We start from the raw sequence: 16,135 nt of genomic DNA, 5'->3' as shown, positions 1-16,135 counted from the left end.
GGATGGTCGCCACAACGCCCTCGAAGTGTCAGCCGATGGGTGCGAGGCTCTTCGGTGCGCATCCATCTCCGGATGCCGTGGCGCAGAGGAGCGACATGAGCGACCCCACTTCGATGACCGGCCTCGAGCAGCTGAGGGCTCACCTCGCGAACGGTGCGGAGATCGCTCCGATCGCGCAGCACTTCGGCATGACCGTCGTGAGCTTCGCCGAGGGCGAGGTGATCTTCGAGGGTGTTCCCGACCGGTCGCACTACAACCCCATCGGGACCGTGCACGGCGGATTCGCGGCGACGCTCCTCGACTCGGCGTGCGGCACGGCAGTGCACACGACGCTCCGCCCGGGGCAGGCCTACACGTCCCTCGAGATCAAGGTCAGCTTCCTGCGCCCCATGACCGTTGAGACGGGCCCCGTCCGGGTGCGCGGTCGCGTCGTGAAGTCGGGGGCGAGGGCGGCGTTCGTCGAAGCCGAGCTCAGGGACTCCGCCGACGTGCTCCTCGCCACGGCGACCAGCACGTGCGCGATCTTCCCGGTGCGCTGAGGCCCGGCCGGCTCGTCAGTCGAGTGCGCCGGGGCGCTCCCGTTCTGCGTCGGAGGGGAGCCGTGCCCACGATGCTCCGCCGACACCCTCCGCGCCCTCTTTCTCGATGAGGTGGTGCAGCCAGTCGAAGTGCTCGTCGACCGCGAGGCCGGCGCGCCCCGGGTCGCCCGCGCGGATGGCATCGAGCATCGACTGGTGCACGACTCGGAGTCGCTCGCGTTCTTCGGCCAAGGTCAGGAACCTGACGGTGCCACGCAGCACCGAGTGAAGCATCTGTGAGAAGAACAGCAGTCCAGGAGCGTTCGAAGCGGCAAAAAGGTGGCGATGGAAGGCATTGTCGGCCTCGAAGAGCTCGCGTCCATCGTCGCTCGAGTGCATTCGGTCGACCGCGATTGCCATGCCGCCCAGGGCCTCCTCGTTGTCGCTGGTGCAAGCGAGCACGGCAGCGTGCCGCTCGAGTGCGTGGCGCACCTCCGCGAGGGATTCGATGGTCATCTGGTGTGACATGAGGCTCAGTACGAGCCCATCGCTCACGCGCTCGGGGCTGATGCCGGTGTAGAACGTGCCCTCGCGTTCGCGCCGCTGCAGCATGCCGAGCGACTCGAGCCGGCTGATTCGGTCGCGGAGGGCGGTTCGGGAGATATGCAGCGTCTCCGAGAGCTCGCGTTCGCCGGCGAGCTGTTGGCCCGGTTGCTTCTCGAGAAGGAGGTGCACCAGGTCGGCAAGCGCCTTGTCCTTGAGGAGGGCCGTCAAGAACTTGTGCTGGCTCGGCTCCTGCGGACTCGTGCTGGCCTGAGTCGGTTCGCTTGATGCCGACATGGAATCCCCTTCCGTTCGTCGAGGCATCGAACGCTCGTCAGTCGACCCCTTGCGTATCTTCGCACGGGCGGCGGTATTCAACATTCAGTTGTTGATGCACTTGCTGGTACTACCAAGATCAGGCATACTGAGTGCGTTGCCTGCCGGATCGAAACCGGAGGCCCCACAGGGCAGATAAATCAGGTGACTGGGTGTGCGTTTTTCGACACAGACGGAAAGCGCCACCGGCTTCGAATCTCAAGGAGGAGAAATGAAGTTTGGACGCGCAGTCGCTATAGCGGCCGTTCTGGGACTAGGGCTCTCCGGATGCGCCGCATCCGGTGGCACAGATAATGCATCCGGCAACTCGGATGGCGAGAACTATTCGTGGGACTTCACGATCACGGTCAGCGACACATCGACGTGGTACGCAGGGGCCGAGCGCTTCGCCGAGATACTCGATGAGAAGTCCGACGGGCGGATGCAGGTGAACATCTTCGCGAACGAGCAGCTCTCCGGAGGCGACCCGGCGGCCGGCGTCGAGCAGCTCATGAACGGAGACAAGGCCTTCTCCTACAACTCGACCATCATCTATTCAGGCATCGACCCCAGGTTCAGTGCCATCAACGCGCCGTTCCTGTACGACAACTACGAGACCGCCGACGCGGCGATCGAGGCCGGCGGGCTTGCCGCCTACCAGGACCTCGCCGCGGAGCAGGGCATCGAGCTGCTCGGATTCGGCGAGTCCGGATTCCGTCAGGTGACGAACAGCAAGGCTGAGATCACCTCACCGGCCGATGTGCGGGGCCTCAAGCTGCGCGTGCCGGGTTCGAGTCTGTTCCTCAGCATCTTCGAGAAGCTCGGGGCAGACCCCGTGACCATGAACTTCAGCGAGGTCTTCACCTCGTTGCAGACCGGAACGATCGACGGCCAGGAGAACCCGTACGACGTCATCTACTCGAACGGCCTCTCCGAGGTGCAGGACTACCTGACGGTCTGGAACTACGTCTACGACCCCCTCATGCTCGGCATGAACAAGGCCCTCTTCGACAGTCTCAGCGCCGAGGATCAGGCGATCGTGCAGGAAGCGGCCCAGGAAGCCAACCAGTACCAGCGCGACCTCAACCGCGAACGCGGGGAGGAGCAGCTCACCGAGATGGGTGAAACCATGACGGTCACCGAGCTCACCTCCGATCAGGTGGCCGAGTTCCGCTCGGCGCTGCAGCCCTTGTACGAGGAGTACGCCTCGGTGTGGACCGAGGACCTCGTCGACGCAGTCGCGCCTCAGTAGGCGCGCATGTTCGACAAAGTTCTCACGACGGCGGAGAACACCGTCATCACGGTTGCCTTCGCAGGCGTCACGCTGCTGGCATTCGCCAACGTCGTCAGTCGGTACGTCTTCCACGGATCCATGTCGTTCACGACCGAGCTCATCATCAACCTCGCGGTTCTCCTCACGATGATCGGTGCGTCGGCTGCCGTGCGGCTCGGCTCGCATCCCGGGTTCGAGGTGCTGCGCACCTACGCGACCGGTCACCTGCGCACCGTTGTCATCATCCTCATCACGATCGCGACGCTCGCGTTCTTCCTGGTGTTCATGTGGCTCGGCTTCGACATGGTCGAGAAGCAGGCCGCCTCTGGACGAACGACGCCGGCGCTCGACATTCCTCAGTGGATTCTCTCCCTCGCCCTGCCTGTGGGTGCGGCACTTGGCGGAGTCCGCAGTATCCAGGTCTGCATCCTGCAGATTCGCAAGCGCCCGGAAGGCGCTGAACAGCACGTCGGATTGGAGGCCTGATCATGGTCGAGATGGTTCTCTTCTCTGTCTTCCTCGTCTTGCTTTTCCTAGGTGTTCCTGTTGCGTTCTCGATGGGACTCTCCGCTTTTGCGGCGGTTATTGTCGGGAGTGGCATGAATGCGCTCTTCCCGACTGCGGGAATCATGTACGCGTCGCTTTCCTCGGAAACGCTGCTCGCAATTCCTTTCTTCATCCTCGCCGGCGTCATCATGGAGATGACGGGCATCTCGGGGAGACTCATCGATCTTGCTGACAAATGCGTCGGTCACCGGAAGAGCGGTCTCGCGCTCACCACGATTCTCGCGGCGCTGCTCTTCTCCTCCATCTCTGGATCGGGGCCCGCCACGGTGGCGGCGCTCGGTGCGATCCTCATCCCCGCCCTGGCGAAGCACGGCTACTCGAAGCGGCACTCAGCGTCGCTCGTCGCCAGTGCTGGCGAGATGGGCATCGTCCTTCCGCCGAGCATCGCGTTCATCGTGTTCGCTGTCGTCGCGAGTGACTACGAGCGGGTGTCGATCGGACGCCTGTTCATGGCGGGCGTCATCCCAGGTGTGCTGCTGGCGATCGCCTTCTACCTGGTCGCCAGGTACCTGCCCCGTGAGGGGGAGAAGATGAAGGCCAATGCCGCGCTCCACAGGGAGAAGGCGTTCAGTCGGATCGGCGGGCGCAAGCTCGCGCGAGACCTGGACAGTGCCGAAAGCTCCCACAGTGCAGACGGCTCCAGTGATGGTGTTGACGCGGCTGCCGCGGATGCGCACTCTGGCTCGGCCGGTCATGGCAAAGTCAGCAAGCAGCCCTTCGCGAGCGGGGGTGTCCCGACCGTCACCTCGTCGAATGAGGCGATCATGACACTCGAGGACATCGTCCCGGACGGCATCAAGGTCGGGGAGCGCAAGACGCGTGCCCCGTGGCCGGAGATCGGCAGGGCCTTCATGCGGGCCGTGCCCGGCCTGCTGGTTCCCGTGATCATCCTGGGCGGCATCTACGGCGGCGTCTTCACTCCGACCGAGTCGGCCGCGGTGGCATCCGTCTACGCGCTCATCGTCGGGCTGATGGTGACGCGGGAGTTGAAGTTCAAGGACATCTTCAAGATCTTCACGACCGCGGGCATCCAGTCCTCGCGGATCATGATCATCATCGCGGCCGCTTCGCTCTTCGCCTACGTCATCACGAAATATCGGATCGCGACGGCTGCGGCAGATGCGATCCTCTCGATCACCGACAACGTCGTGCTGATCATCCTGCTCATCAACCTGAGCCTGCTGATCGCCGGCATGTTCCTCGACGCCATCTCCGCGTTCTACCTCTTCGTGCCGATCTTCGTGCCCGTGCTGCTCGAGATGGACGTGTCGATCACGACGATCGGCGTCACGATGACCGTCAATCTCGCGCTCGGCCTCGTCACCCCGCCTGTCGGACTCGACCTGTTCGTGGCGGCGGGCATCGCGAAGATCCCATTCGGGGAGGCCGTCAAGGGCATCTGGCCGTTCCTCGGTGCCGGCCTGGCCGTGCTCATGCTCATCACCTTCATTCCGTGGCTCAGCAATGGGCTGCCTGACCTGCTGGGACTGTGACCATGGGTAATTCACGAAGCGAGCTCACCGGAAGGGTGGCGCTTGTCACGGGTGGGGCCAGGGGCATCGGCCGGGAGATCGCCCGGTCGCTGGCCGGTCGGGGTGCCCACGTGGTGGTCGTCGACGTCATCGACGGTGCGGAGGCGGTTGCCGACATCCAGTCGGCGATGCCGGGGTCGAGCGTCGACGCGGTCGTCGTGGACGTGCGCGACCGGGCCCAGGTACGTGCGTGTGTCGACGACATCGTCGAGCGTCACGGCTCTCTCGACGTCGTCGTGAACAACGCGGGGACGTGCGGCCGGCTCGATCTGGAGGTCATGGATGATGACACGTGGGAGCGTGACCTGGCCACCAACCTCCGCGGCACGTTCCTGTTCACTCAGGCAGCCATCTACCCGCACATGAAAGAGCGAGGGTGGGGGCGCATCGTCAACGTCAGCTCGATCTCCGGCATCATGGGCGGCCCGCCAGCCCAGGGCGAAGGCGCCGGGCGGTCGGGCCCCGCCTACGCGGCATCGAAGGGCGGCGTCATCGCCTTCACGAAGTGGGTGGCGAAGGAGGTCGGCGAGCTCGGCATCACGGTCAACACCGTGGCGCCCGGCCCGATCGCGACCCCGATGACCGCAGGGCTCGACTACGACTTCGACGGTCAGGCCATCAAGCGGATGGGGGAGCCGGAGGATATCGCGGACGCCGTCGCGTTCCTCGCATCCGAAGGGGCCGGGTACGTGACCGGGGAGACCCTCAAGGTGTGCGGCGGGTCGGCGATCGGCTAGCGCGCCTGCATCACCTGCACCACCCGAAAGTGACCGCAGAGAACTCTGCACACTCTTGGTAATACCAACCGGACTCGGATCGCCCACAAGGCACAACCGAGCCCATCGCCACAAGCGACGGAAGGGAACACATGAAGACACTCACGCACCCGGGGCCGGCGACGCAGCCTCGCATCCGGGCAGTGCGGGCACGCTCTCGAGGCGAACTGCGCACACTGACCCCCGGCGCGCTCCTCCAGGAGGAGCTCACGGAACTCGCCCATGAGCTCGGCGAGGGGAGCGCCTACTTCGAACTCCACGGCGGGCTCTTCACCCCAGTCAGCTACTGCACGCCCGGCCCATCCACCGAGGAGCGGGCCATGAGCTTCTCCAGCGAACGAGGTGCGGCCACAGCGCACCTCGTCTACGGCTCCGGCACCGTCGGGTACCGGCACGGGGCACCGTTCGTCCACTCGCACTGCCTCTGGATGCTCCCCGACGGCTCCCTCAGAGGGGGGCACCTCTGGCCGGAGACCCGATCGGGCGTGACCGCGCCGACGGCGCTCTTCTACGGCGTCCAGGGCGCGACCTGGGTCAGTTCCGACGACGACGAGACCAGGATGCCCGTCTTCACCGCATACGAGGAAGAAGAAGCCATGGCCGAGAGCCCCACTATCGAGACCACGATCGCCCGCATTCTTCCCGGCGAGGACATCACCCTCACCGTCGAACGGGTGGCCCGCGAGGCCGGCTATCAACGGGCGGCGGTCCGCGGCGGGCTCGGCAGCCTCGTCGGCGGGCAGCTCATCGACCCGAGGAACGGGCTGGAACGAAGCGTCGAGGGCCCCGGCACGGAGGTCGTCGCTCTCGTCGGTTCAGTGGAACCCACCGCCGTCGGGCCCCGCGCGCGCCTCAGCTGCACCATGGTCGACCTCCACGGCGAGCTGCATGCCGGGGAACTCGTTCGCGGCAGCAACGCCGTCGCCGTGACCTTCGAACTCATCCTGCAGAACATCACCCCGGCCACCCAGCCAACGAACTAGCCAGTCAGCGAAGCAAGGAGAACACCATGGACGTCAAAGTCACCAAGGAATACCTCGGAGAAGAAACCGAAGCCGACCTCGTCGAATGGAACGTCGCGTCGGGCGCGACCGTCGCGGAGGGCGACATCATCGCGCAGCTCGAGACCTCGAAGCTCGTCTGCGAGTTCAAGGCGCCGGCGGCCGGCGTCGTCACCTTCAACGTCGAGATCGGCGACGTCGTCGAGCTCGACGATGTCATCGCGACGATCGAGTAGGCGAACATGAGCAACTACACGCACGCTGCGGTGGGCCTCGAGGGGCTCCTGCAGATGGCAAAGATCCGCGAGTTCGAACGGCGCATGCCGCTGCTCTCCGAGGAGGGCCTCATCCGGGGCTCCACGCATCCATCCGTCGGCATGGAAGCGGTCGCAGTCGGCGTCTCGCTCGCCCTGCGGCCAGACGATGCGATCGCGAGCAACCATCGAGGCCACGCGCACACGCTGGCGAAGGGGGCAGACTTCGGACGCACCATGGCAGAGATCCTGGGCAGACGCGACGGATACTGCGGCGGCAAAGGTGGATCCATGCACATCGGTGTGCGGGAACTCGGCGTACTCGGCACGAACGGCATCGTCGGCGCTGGCATCGGCATCGCGACGGGTGCAGCGCTCGCCTCGAAGATCAAGGGCGACGACGCCGTCGCCGTCGCGTACTTCGGCGACGGGGGCTCCAACCAGGGAGTGCTCGCCGAGGCCTTCAATCTCGCCGCCATCTGGAAGCTGCCCGTCATCTTCGTTCTCGAGAACAACCACTACGCGCAGTCTGCGTCGGTCGAGGAGATGGTCGCCCAGCCCGACTTCAGCCAGCGCGGCACGGCGTACGGAGTTCGGAGCGTCAACGTCGACGGCATGCAGCTGCGCGAGGTCTACGAAGCCACGGCGCAAGCCGTGGAGATCGCCCGTGCTGGCGGCGGGCCGAGCTTCATCGTCGCCGATACGTACCGCTACCTCGGTCACATGGCCGGAGACTCGGAGATCTATCGCGATGCCGAAGAAGTCGAGCGCTGGAGAGGCAAGGACCCGATCGCAGCCCTCGCCGCGCAGCTCCTCGAGGCACGCGTCATCTCCGAGGAGGAGTGGATCACTGCGCAGGAGCGCATCGTGGCCGAGGTCGAGGAAGCCGAGAAGTTCGCGAGGAACTCCCCGACGCCCGATGTCGCCGAGGCGTTCACCGACGTCTACGAGGACAACTCCCGGATCAGGACAGGAGCAGCAGCATGAGCGCGACGACGAAGAACCTCAGCACGTGGCGTGCCCTCAACGCAGCACTCCACGACATCCTCGCCGACACTCCCGAGGCGTTTGTCATCGGCGAGGACATCACCACGTGGGGCACGGGCGGCGGCATCTATGGCGTCACCCGCAAGCTCGGCGATGTGTTCGGGCACGACCGTGTGCTGAACACGCCGATCAGCGAGGAAGTGCTCATCTCGGCCGTCGGGGCCGCCGCGGCCAGGGGTACCCGCCCCATCCTCGAGATCATGTACTCGGACTTCAGCTTCCTCGGCTTCGACGGCATCATCAACCAGGCCGCGAAGGCGAGGTACATGTTCGGGGGCCAGTTCGAGGTACCTCTCGTGATCCGGACCAACGGGGGGTCCGGCATCGGGAAGGCAGCGCAGCACTCGCAGTCCCTCGAGACGCTCTTCGCTCACATTCCGGGTCTCGAGGTCGCTGTCCCGGCGACTCCGGGAGACGCGTACGGGCTCCTCCGTCACGCCGTCACGACCAACAACCCGACGATCTTCCTCGAGCACAAGAACATGTACTACGACAAGGGGCAGGTCGACTTCCAGCCGGTGCCCTTCGGTCAGGCTCGGGTAGCAAGAGAAGGAAGTGACGTCACCATCGTCGCGACTCAGCAGCTCTTCATCCGCTCGCTCGCGGCGGCCGAGCGATTGGCCGAGGACAACATCAGCGTCGAGGTCATCGATCCGCGCACGCTGTTCCCTTTCGACATGGAGACCGTCTACGCATCAGTCCGGAAGACGGGGCGCCTCGTCGTCGCCCACGAAGCGGTCAGAGACTACGGCTGGGGCGGGGAGTTCGTCGCGAACGTCGTCGAAGACACGTGGGATGCGCTGCACGCGGCTCCGGTCCGTCTCGGCGCCGCGCGCACGCCCATCCCCTATGCCGAAGAGCTCGAGGCGGCCGTGGTGCCGTCGGTGGAGGACGTCGTCGCGGCCGTGCGACGAGTCGTCGGTCCAGCGAGAACGCACGGCGAGACAGGCCACGTGGAGTTGGCCGAGCTGGGTCGAACCAGCTGACCGCAGGGCGTCGTCCGCCCCGCCCCGGCCCATGGAGCGCTCGGGCTGGGGCGGGCAGCGCCGAGCGGGCAAGTGCATGCCGCGCCCCAGGAGGGTGCGCGGTGAAATCCTCGAACGAAGGGGGAGCCCATGCGGCTCGCTGGCAAGACCGCGATCGTCTTCGGAGGCGGCTCGGTAGGCGGCGCCCTCAACAACGGGCTCGCCGCCAGCATCGTCTACGCGAGGGCTGGGGCGGCGATCACGATCGTCGACCGGGAACTCAGTGCAGTCGTCGACGGCATCGACCGCGTCAGGCAAGAATGCGGCCGTGTCGGCCGCGTCGCCGACGTGCACGGCGTTGTCGCGGACGTCACCGACGAAGCCGCCGTGGCCCGAGCCACCGACGACGCCCTGGAACGCCATGGCCGTATCGACGTGCTCCACAACAACGTCGGCATCGCCCGCATGGGCGGGCCCGTCGAGATGGAGCTCGAGGAATGGCGCACCGTCATGGATGTGAACCTCACGAGCGCGTTCCTCACCTGCAAGTACGTGCTGCCGGGCATGCTCCAAGCTGGCAGTGGGGCCATCGTGAACATCGCCTCGGTCGGGGGGATGCGCTACATCGGCTACAACTACCCGAGCTACTCAGCGACGAAGGGCGCACTCGTGCAGTTCACGACGAACCTCGGACTGCAGTACGCCTCACGCGGCATCCGCGCCAACTGCGTCGCGCCAGGCTTCATCGAGACACCCATGATGCACGCGCAGATCTCCGGTGCCTACGCCTCCGTGGAGGAGATGCTCGCAGCACGCAACGCGCTCTCCCCGACGGGAACCATGGGCGAACCCTACGACGTGGCAAACGCCGCGCTCTTCCTCGCTTCCGACGAAGCCAAGTACGTCAACGCGGTCTGCCTGCCCGTCGATGGCGGCCTGGTACAGCAGTCCTCCTTCCCGGTCTCCTGAGCCTCGCTTCTCCACAGCTTCGCTTCTCGATCGCGCCCCGAAACGAGCACAGGATAGAATCGGCTCCCGTGACCGGAACGAATCTCCTCGGCATCCCCGAGACGCGCCTTGCGGCTGAGCCAGAGGTCGTCGACGACCTGTCCAACCTGCCCCACGACCAGGCTGCGCTTGCGGCCATCGTCGAGAAGCACCCGGCCTCATCGCTGGCGTGGGCGACGCTCGCAGACGCCGCGCACGCCGACGGCAACACGATCGGCGCGTACGCCTACGCACGCGTCGGCTATCACCGGGGGCTCGACGCCCTCCGCAAAGCCGGGTGGCGAGGCCAAGGCCCCGTGCCGTGGTCGCACGACCCCAACAAGGGAGTCCTGCGCGCGTTCTACGCACTCCGACGGAGCGCAGCCGAGATCGGCGAGGAAGGCGAGCCCGAGCGCCTCGCCAGCCTGCTCCACGACGCCGACCCGCAGGCGATCACCGAGATCGAGCGGATGCACGCGGCGAGCTAGCGGCGCATCCGCACCAGCAGACAAGCAGGAAACAAGGCAGGGCCGCCGAGACGGCCCGCCGACCGCGCGGCTCACGCCACGCACACGACAGGCGCGAGCTGCGCCGATCCGACAGAACAGGGGCGACACATGCCAGGCGTAGCAATCATCGGCGGCCAATGGGGCGACGAAGGCAAGGGCAAGGCAACCGACCTCCTCGGCGACCGCATCGACTACGTCGTGAAGTTCAACGGCGGCAACAACGCCGGCCACACGGTCGTGATCGGCAACGAGAAGTACGCGCTGCACCTGCTGCCCTCCGGAATCCTCACCCCAGGCGTGACCCCCGTCATCGGCAACGGTGTCGTCATCGACCTCGACGTGCTCTTCCACGAGATCGACCACCTCGAGGCGCGCGGCGTCGACACCTCGAAGCTGCGCGTCTCCGCGAACGCGCACCTCATCACCGGCTACCACACCACGCTCGACAAGGTCACCGAGCGGTTCCTGGGGAAGCGCCAGATCGGCACGACCGGGCGCGGCATCGGCCCCGCCTACGCCGACAAGATCAACCGCATCGGCATCCGCGTGCAGGACCTCTTCGACGAGAACATCCTCCGCCAGAAGGTCGAAGCAGCGCTCTTCGGCAAGAACCACCTCCTCGTGAAGGTCTACAACCGTCGCGCGATCACGGTCAACGAGATCGTCGACGCGCTCCTCCTCCACGCCGAGCGCCTCCGTCCCATGGTCGGCGACACCTCGCTCGAGCTCTACGACGCCCTCAACGCTGGCCGCAACGTCGTCTTCGAGGGCGGCCAGGCGACCATGCTCGACGTCGACCACGGCACCTACCCGTACGTCACCTCGTCGTCGTCGACGGCGGGAGGCGCATCCACAGGCGCCGGTGTCGGCCCGACCCAGATCAACCGCATCATCGGCATCGTCAAGGCCTACATCACGCGCGTCGGCGCCGGCCCCTTCCCGACCGAGCTGTTCGACGAGTGGGGTGAGCTGCTCCGCACGCGTGGCGGCGAGTTCGGCACCACCACCGGACGCCCGCGACGCACCGGCTGGTACGACGTTCCCGTCGCGCGCTACACGGCCCGCATCAACGGGGTCACCGACTTCGTCATGACGAAGCTCGACGTCCTCAGCGGCATCGAGCGCATCCCCGTCTGCGTCGCCTACGACGTCGACGGCGTCCGCTTCGACGAGATGCCCGTCTCGCAGTCGGACATTCACCACGCGAAGCCCATCTACGAGTACTTCGACGGCTGGACCGAGGACCTCTCCGGCTGCCGCACCTTCGAGGAGCTGCCCGAGAACGCGCAGCTCTACGTGCAGGCGCTCGAGCGCCTCTCCGGTGCCCGCATCTCCGCGATCGGCGTCGGCCCGAAGCGCGACGAGATTATCCAGATCCACGACCTCATCGACTGACCGCGCCTCGCCGGCCGAAGCCCGGACGAGCCCCCACCTCGGGGACTCGTCCGGGCTTCGTCGTCGAGACCCGTGCGGGCGGCCCGAGTCGAAGCGTTGCGCCCGTGTGCGGGCAAGGGCGCAACGCCTGAGACAATCGACGACGTGAATAGCGCCCCCGCAGCCCTGACCGTCCTCCCAGACCCCCAGTTCGTGATGGTCGGCGACGGTCACCGCATCGCCACCTACACGTGGGGAGATGTGGACGCACCGACGGTTATCGTCGTGCACGGCTTCGCGTCGAGCACGAAGGACAACTGGGTGGCGACGGGCTGGGTGCGCGACCTGCTGCGCGCCGGCTACCGCGTGCTCGGCCTCGACCAGCGCGGACACGGGCAGAGCGACAAGCCATACGAGGGTCGCGACTACGACATCCGCACGCTGGCCTCCGACGTCGAGGCCGTGCTCGACGCCTACCTCGTCGACACCGCACTGTACGTCGGCTACTCGCTCGGCGCCCGCGTCGGGTGGGAGGTCGCGCAGGACTTCGCCGACCGCATCCCGCGGGTGGTGCTCGGGGGAGTCCCGGACGGGGTGCCGCTCGGGCGCCTCGATATCGATCAGGTGCGCGAGCTCATCGACCATGGCACCCCCGTGCAGGACCCGGTGACGCAGAACTACCTCGCCCTCACGGAGCGCGTCGGCGGCAACGACCTGCGGGCCCTGCTCGCGATCGCCGAAGGGATGCGCGCATCCGGCAAGGCCGATCCCGACCTCGGTCGTGTGCCGCAGCAGCCGGTGCTCTTCGCGACCGGATCCCGCGACGGCATCATCGAGGGGTCCAGAGCCCTCTCCGCGGCGACGCCGCAGGCTCGCTTCTTCGAGATCCCGGACCGTCACCATTTCAACGCTCCCGGCTCGCGTGACTTCCGTGCAGCAGCCCTCGCCTTCCTCGCCGAGGAAGGCCAACAGGGCTAGCGGACCCCGGTGGGTGGCGACTGGGTGGCGTTCGGGAGCGCCGGGCAAGATGCTTTCATGTCGCCCAGAACAGTCGAACCTTCCTCCCGCGGACACGGCGGGGCCATCCCGTGGATCGTCGTCCTCCCCTTCGCCGTCTCCGGGGTCATCCACCTCATGAAGCCCGCCGTCTTCGAGCCGATCATCCCCAAACCGCTGCGGGGGCGCAGCCACGAGCTGGTGGTCGCGTCCGGCGTCGCCGAGCTGGCGTGCGCGGCAGGGCTCGTGCGCCCGTCGACACGGTCGATCGCGGGGCTCGCGAGCGCGGCCGTGCTGCTCGCGGTCTGGCCCGCCAACGCCCAGATGAGCGTCGACCTGGGCCGCCGGGCGTGGCGGAAGCGCACCGCCTCGTCGGTCGCCGCGTTTGTCGTCTCGGTTGCTCGCCTGCCGCTGCAGCTCCCGCTCATGAGGGCGGCGCTTGGCTCCGGGAGCTAGCCTTTCCGAATGAGCATCGAGTCGAAGAACGATCAGGTTCGGACGACCTCCGAGCAGCGGGAGATCGAGCGGAAGTACGACATTCCCGAGGGGGCGGGGGAGCCCGAGCTCTCGAGGCTCGGCGCGGGGCTCCGAGCAGGGGAGCCGGTCACGGAGACCCTCGTCGCCGAGTATGTCGACACTCCCGAGCTGGCGATCCTCGACGCCCGCTGCGTGCTGCGTCGCCGCACGGGCGGCGACGACGAGGGGTGGCACCTGAAGCGTCCGCGCAGCGGCGACGAGCGCATCGAGGTCCACGCTCCCGTGGGTGCCCCGCGGCGGATCCCGCCGGAGCTGCGCGCCGAGTTCGCGGACATCATCGGCGAGCGCCCCGTGCTTCCGCTCGTGGAGCTCACCACGACGCGCACGACCACTGAGGTGCGTGGCGGCGGCGCGTGGTCGGCCGGCGGGGCGAGGGGCGACGACGACGCACTCGCCGCGCTCATCTGCGACGACGTCGTGCACGCCAGGGTCGTCCGCATCGGCGAGGAGCGCACGCTCGAGTGGCGGGAGTTCGAGGTCGAGCTGGCGGACGGCGCATCGACCCGGGTCTTCGACGAGATCGAGGCGGTGCTCTTCGACGCGGGCCTCACCCCGTCCGTCCACCGCTCCAAGCTCGTTCGCAGCCTCGACGGCGTCCAGCCGGCGCAGGCGCCAACGGGGCAGGGCGCGGCCGGTGACGCAGTCGTCTTCGCCATCGCCTCGCGGTTCGGCGAGTTCCAGGAGCAGGAGGCCGCGGCCCGCGTGGATGCGCCGGACGCGGTGCACCAGGCGAGGGTCGCGCTGCGCAGGCTGCGGAGCCTCCTCAAGGTCTTCGGCTCCCTGTTCGAAGCGGATGCTGTCGCGTCCCTCGCCGCGGAACTCAAGTGGGCTGGCGGCGTGCTCGGAGCTGCCCGCGACGCGGAGGTCCTCCGCGAGCTCGTGCTCGCCGAACTCGACTCGGCCGGACAGCTCGAGGCGCCCGCGGGGGCTGTGGATCTCGCCAGGGTGCGGATCGAGGCGCTCATCGCCGACCGGCACGCAGCGGCTCTGGCGTCCTTCCGGGCGGAACTCGATGGGGAGCGCTGGGACGCACTGCACGACAGCCTCGTCTCCTTCGTCACCGCGCCCCCGTTCACCGGGCCCGCCGACCGGCGCGCCCTCGGCACCATGCGGAGCTTGACCCGCACAGCGATCGGCACGGTCGAGAAGCGGACGGAACGCGCGCGCAAGAAGCCGAAGAAGCTCGAACGCTGGCACGACGTGCGCAAGGCCGCGAAGTCGGTCCGCTACGGCTACGAGGCCATCGACGAGCTGCCGGACGCGACGGCGAAGAAGCAGCGCAAGGAGTGGAAGCGCCTCGCGCAGGCCTTCGGCGAGCTGCAGGACGCGTCGATGCTCGACGAGGAGCTCGGCGTGCTGAGCGAGCAGCTCGGGCGGTCCGCGCAGGAGGGAGAGAGCGAGAAGACGGGTGCAGAGGACCGCGACGCTGCCGCCGTGCTCGGGGAGCTCCGGACCCGCATCCGCGCCCGCCAGAACGACGCCATGCGAGTCGCCCGCGACGCCCTCGACGACCTGGCCTGACCGGCCGGCCAGATCTGCACGGCCCGGTCAGGCGGTGGTGCCAGGATCGGCGCATGCACATCGATCTCTCGGGCCGCACGGCCCTCGTCACCGGTTCCACGCAAGGCATCGGCCTTGCGATCGCCGCGGATCTCGCCGCCGCTGGCGCGCACGTCATCGTGAACGGGCGCGGAGCCGCCAGCGTGGAATCGGCCGTCGCCGAGCTGCGTGGGCGCCTGCCAGACGCGACGATCGAGGGGGTGCCCGCCGACCTCGCGACGGCAGAGGGCGCGGCCGTCGTCCGCTCGGCGTTCCCTGACCTCGACATCCTCGTCAACAACCTCGGCATCTACGGCAGTACGCCCGCTCTTGAGATCAGCGACGAGGAATGGCTGCGCTACTTCGAGGTGAACGTGCTGTCGGCCGCCCGTCTCATGCGCGAGTACCTCCCCGGCATGACCTCGCGCGGCTGGGGTCGGGTCATCTCCATCGCGAGCGATTCAGCCGTCGTGATTCCCGAGGAGATGATCCACTACGGCATGACCAAGACGGCGCTGCTCGCGGTCTCGCGCGGCTACGCGAAGGCGGTGAAGGGCACCGGGGTCACCGTCAACGCCGTCATCGCGGGACCGACGCACACCGGCGGGGTCGAGGCGTTCGTGGCCGAGCTCGTGGGCGACGACCTCGCCTGGGATGAGGCGCAGCGCGAATTCATGCGGCGGCACCGGCCGCAGTCGCTCATCGAGCGTCTCATCGAGCCGGAGGAGATCGCGCACCTGGTCACCTACCTGGCATCGCCGCTGGCCTCCGCGACGACCGGAGGCGCCCTGCGCGTCGACGGCGGCTACGTCGACTCGATCCTGCCGTGAGCGTCGAGCGCAGCCTCGACGTCGGCGACGTCGGTGAGGTGTGGGCGTCGCTCGTCGCAGCCACGACGGGGCGCACGCCGTTCACGCTCGGCTACCTCGGCACCGTGGCGTCGGGCGGCGAGCCCCGCGTCCGCGCCGTGATCCTGCGAGCCGTGGATGAGCGGCGCGGCGTCGTGGCGTTCGCGACGGACAGTCGGACGGCGAAGGTCGGGGAGCTGGCCGAGAACCAGCGAGCGGCCCTCACGTTCTACGATCCGCAGCGCGACGTGCAGCTGCGCCTGGACGGCCGCGCGGAGATCGTCACTGACGCTGCGGTCCGGCGCGAGATCTGGGAGGGGCTCGGGGCGGGGTCGAAGCGGCTCTACGACAAGCCTGAGGTGCCCGGGACTCGGCTGGCCGAGGGGAGCGCCGACGGTCGGGGGACGGGCGACGAGGCTGCGTTCGAGCGCTTCGCGTGGGTCCGGGTCACGGTCGACGCGATCGACGCGGTCGACCTCTCCGGCGCTGAGCACATCCGCTGCCGCCACACACGAGGAGTCGACTGCTGGGCAAGCGATCGGCTGGTTCCCTAG

18 protein-coding genes are annotated in these 16,135 nt (G+C 67.6%); 17 read left to right on the top strand and 1 reads right to left on the bottom strand.

All coding sequences use genetic code 11. The annotated features are described in order from the left end of the window. Positions 1-95: 95 nt before the first annotated feature. A complete protein-coding gene (locus tag GV007_RS02360; protein WP_160070830.1) occupies positions 96-539 on the top strand; it encodes a PaaI family thioesterase in 444 nt (147 codons plus the stop codon). 15 nt (positions 540-554) lie between these two features. Here the strand turns inward: GV007_RS02360 and GV007_RS02355 are convergent, their stop codons facing one another. Continuing rightward, positions 555-1,358: a FadR/GntR family transcriptional regulator gene (locus tag GV007_RS02355; RefSeq protein WP_160070829.1), complete on the bottom strand. Its 804-nt coding sequence runs from the start codon at positions 1,356-1,358 to the stop codon at positions 555-557. A gap of 250 nt (positions 1,359-1,608) precedes the next feature. Here GV007_RS02355 and GV007_RS02350 point away from each other — a divergent pair, with 250 nt between their 5' ends. The 16 genes from GV007_RS02350 to GV007_RS02275 all read left to right on the top strand — a co-directional run bounded on the left by GV007_RS02350 (position 1,609) and on the right by GV007_RS02275 (position 16,135). After that, complete coding sequence (locus GV007_RS02350; protein ID WP_160070828.1) at positions 1,609-2,628, top strand: DctP family TRAP transporter solute-binding subunit; 1,020 nt, start codon at positions 1,609-1,611, stop codon at positions 2,626-2,628. 6 nt (positions 2,629-2,634) lie between these two features. Continuing rightward, positions 2,635-3,135, top strand: a complete 501-nt coding sequence (locus tag GV007_RS02345) for a TRAP transporter small permease (protein ID WP_160070827.1) — start codon at positions 2,635-2,637, stop codon at positions 3,133-3,135. A 2-nt stretch (positions 3,136-3,137) separates the two neighbouring features. Beyond that, positions 3,138-4,709 (top strand): TRAP transporter large permease, encoded by a 1,572-nt coding sequence (locus GV007_RS02340; protein ID WP_160070826.1) that lies wholly within the window; start codon positions 3,138-3,140, stop codon positions 4,707-4,709. A gap of 2 nt (positions 4,710-4,711) precedes the next feature. After that, positions 4,712-5,485 carry an SDR family NAD(P)-dependent oxidoreductase gene (locus GV007_RS02335; RefSeq protein WP_160070825.1) on the top strand — a complete coding sequence of 258 codons (774 nt, stop codon included), beginning with the start codon at positions 4,712-4,714 and terminating at the stop codon, positions 5,483-5,485. Between the two features lie 131 nt (positions 5,486-5,616). Next, positions 5,617-6,507, top strand: a complete 891-nt coding sequence (locus GV007_RS02330) for a PCC domain-containing protein (RefSeq protein WP_160070824.1) — start codon at positions 5,617-5,619, stop codon at positions 6,505-6,507. A gap of 26 nt (positions 6,508-6,533) precedes the next feature. After that, positions 6,534-6,761, top strand: a complete 228-nt coding sequence (locus GV007_RS02325; protein ID WP_160070823.1) for a biotin/lipoyl-containing protein — start codon at positions 6,534-6,536, stop codon at positions 6,759-6,761. Positions 6,762-6,767: 6 nt separating this feature from the next. Beyond that, positions 6,768-7,766: a thiamine pyrophosphate-dependent dehydrogenase E1 component subunit alpha gene (locus GV007_RS02320; protein ID WP_160070822.1), complete on the top strand. Its 999-nt coding sequence runs from the start codon at positions 6,768-6,770 to the stop codon at positions 7,764-7,766. After that, positions 7,763-8,812 (top strand): alpha-ketoacid dehydrogenase subunit beta, encoded by a 1,050-nt coding sequence (locus GV007_RS02315; protein WP_160070821.1) that lies wholly within the window; start codon positions 7,763-7,765, stop codon positions 8,810-8,812. Before GV007_RS02320 ends, GV007_RS02315 begins: the two co-directional genes overlap by 4 nt. Positions 8,813-8,941: 129 nt before the next feature. Further along, the gene (locus GV007_RS02310; protein WP_160070820.1) at positions 8,942-9,760 is read left to right on the top strand and encodes an SDR family NAD(P)-dependent oxidoreductase; all 819 of its coding nucleotides are present in this window, start codon (positions 8,942-8,944) and stop codon (positions 9,758-9,760) included. Between the two features lie 68 nt (positions 9,761-9,828). After that, complete coding sequence (locus GV007_RS02305) at positions 9,829-10,266, top strand: DUF3151 domain-containing protein (protein WP_104240074.1); 438 nt, start codon at positions 9,829-9,831, stop codon at positions 10,264-10,266. 129 nt (positions 10,267-10,395) lie between these two features. Continuing rightward, entirely contained in the window at positions 10,396-11,682 is a 1,287-nt protein-coding gene (locus GV007_RS02300) for an adenylosuccinate synthase (RefSeq protein WP_104305762.1), read from the top strand. Positions 11,683-11,877: 195 nt separating this feature from the next. After that, positions 11,878-12,639, top strand: a complete 762-nt coding sequence (locus GV007_RS02295) for an alpha/beta fold hydrolase (RefSeq protein ID WP_160071545.1) — start codon at positions 11,878-11,880, stop codon at positions 12,637-12,639. Between the two features lie 57 nt (positions 12,640-12,696). Then, positions 12,697-13,113, top strand: coding sequence for a DoxX family protein (locus GV007_RS02290; protein WP_160070819.1), 417 nt, complete (start codon positions 12,697-12,699; stop codon positions 13,111-13,113). A gap of 9 nt (positions 13,114-13,122) precedes the next feature. After that, the gene (locus GV007_RS02285) at positions 13,123-14,715 is read left to right on the top strand and encodes a CYTH and CHAD domain-containing protein (protein ID WP_160070818.1); all 1,593 of its coding nucleotides are present in this window, start codon (positions 13,123-13,125) and stop codon (positions 14,713-14,715) included. A 53-nt stretch (positions 14,716-14,768) separates the two neighbouring features. Next, positions 14,769-15,563: an SDR family NAD(P)-dependent oxidoreductase gene (locus GV007_RS02280; protein WP_160070817.1), complete on the top strand. Its 795-nt coding sequence runs from the start codon at positions 14,769-14,771 to the stop codon at positions 15,561-15,563. Further along, positions 15,560-16,135 (top strand): pyridoxamine 5'-phosphate oxidase family protein, encoded by a 576-nt coding sequence (locus GV007_RS02275; protein WP_160070816.1) that lies wholly within the window; start codon positions 15,560-15,562, stop codon positions 16,133-16,135. The genes GV007_RS02280 and GV007_RS02275 overlap by 4 nt, the downstream gene beginning before the upstream one ends.

This window comes from Pseudoclavibacter sp. 8L, from assembly GCF_902506465.1.
Lineage (GTDB): Bacteria > Actinomycetota > Actinomycetes > Actinomycetales > Microbacteriaceae > Pseudoclavibacter.
The sequence above is the reverse complement of the archived record's forward strand: the minus strand, read 5'-3'. Positions and strand labels throughout refer to the sequence as shown.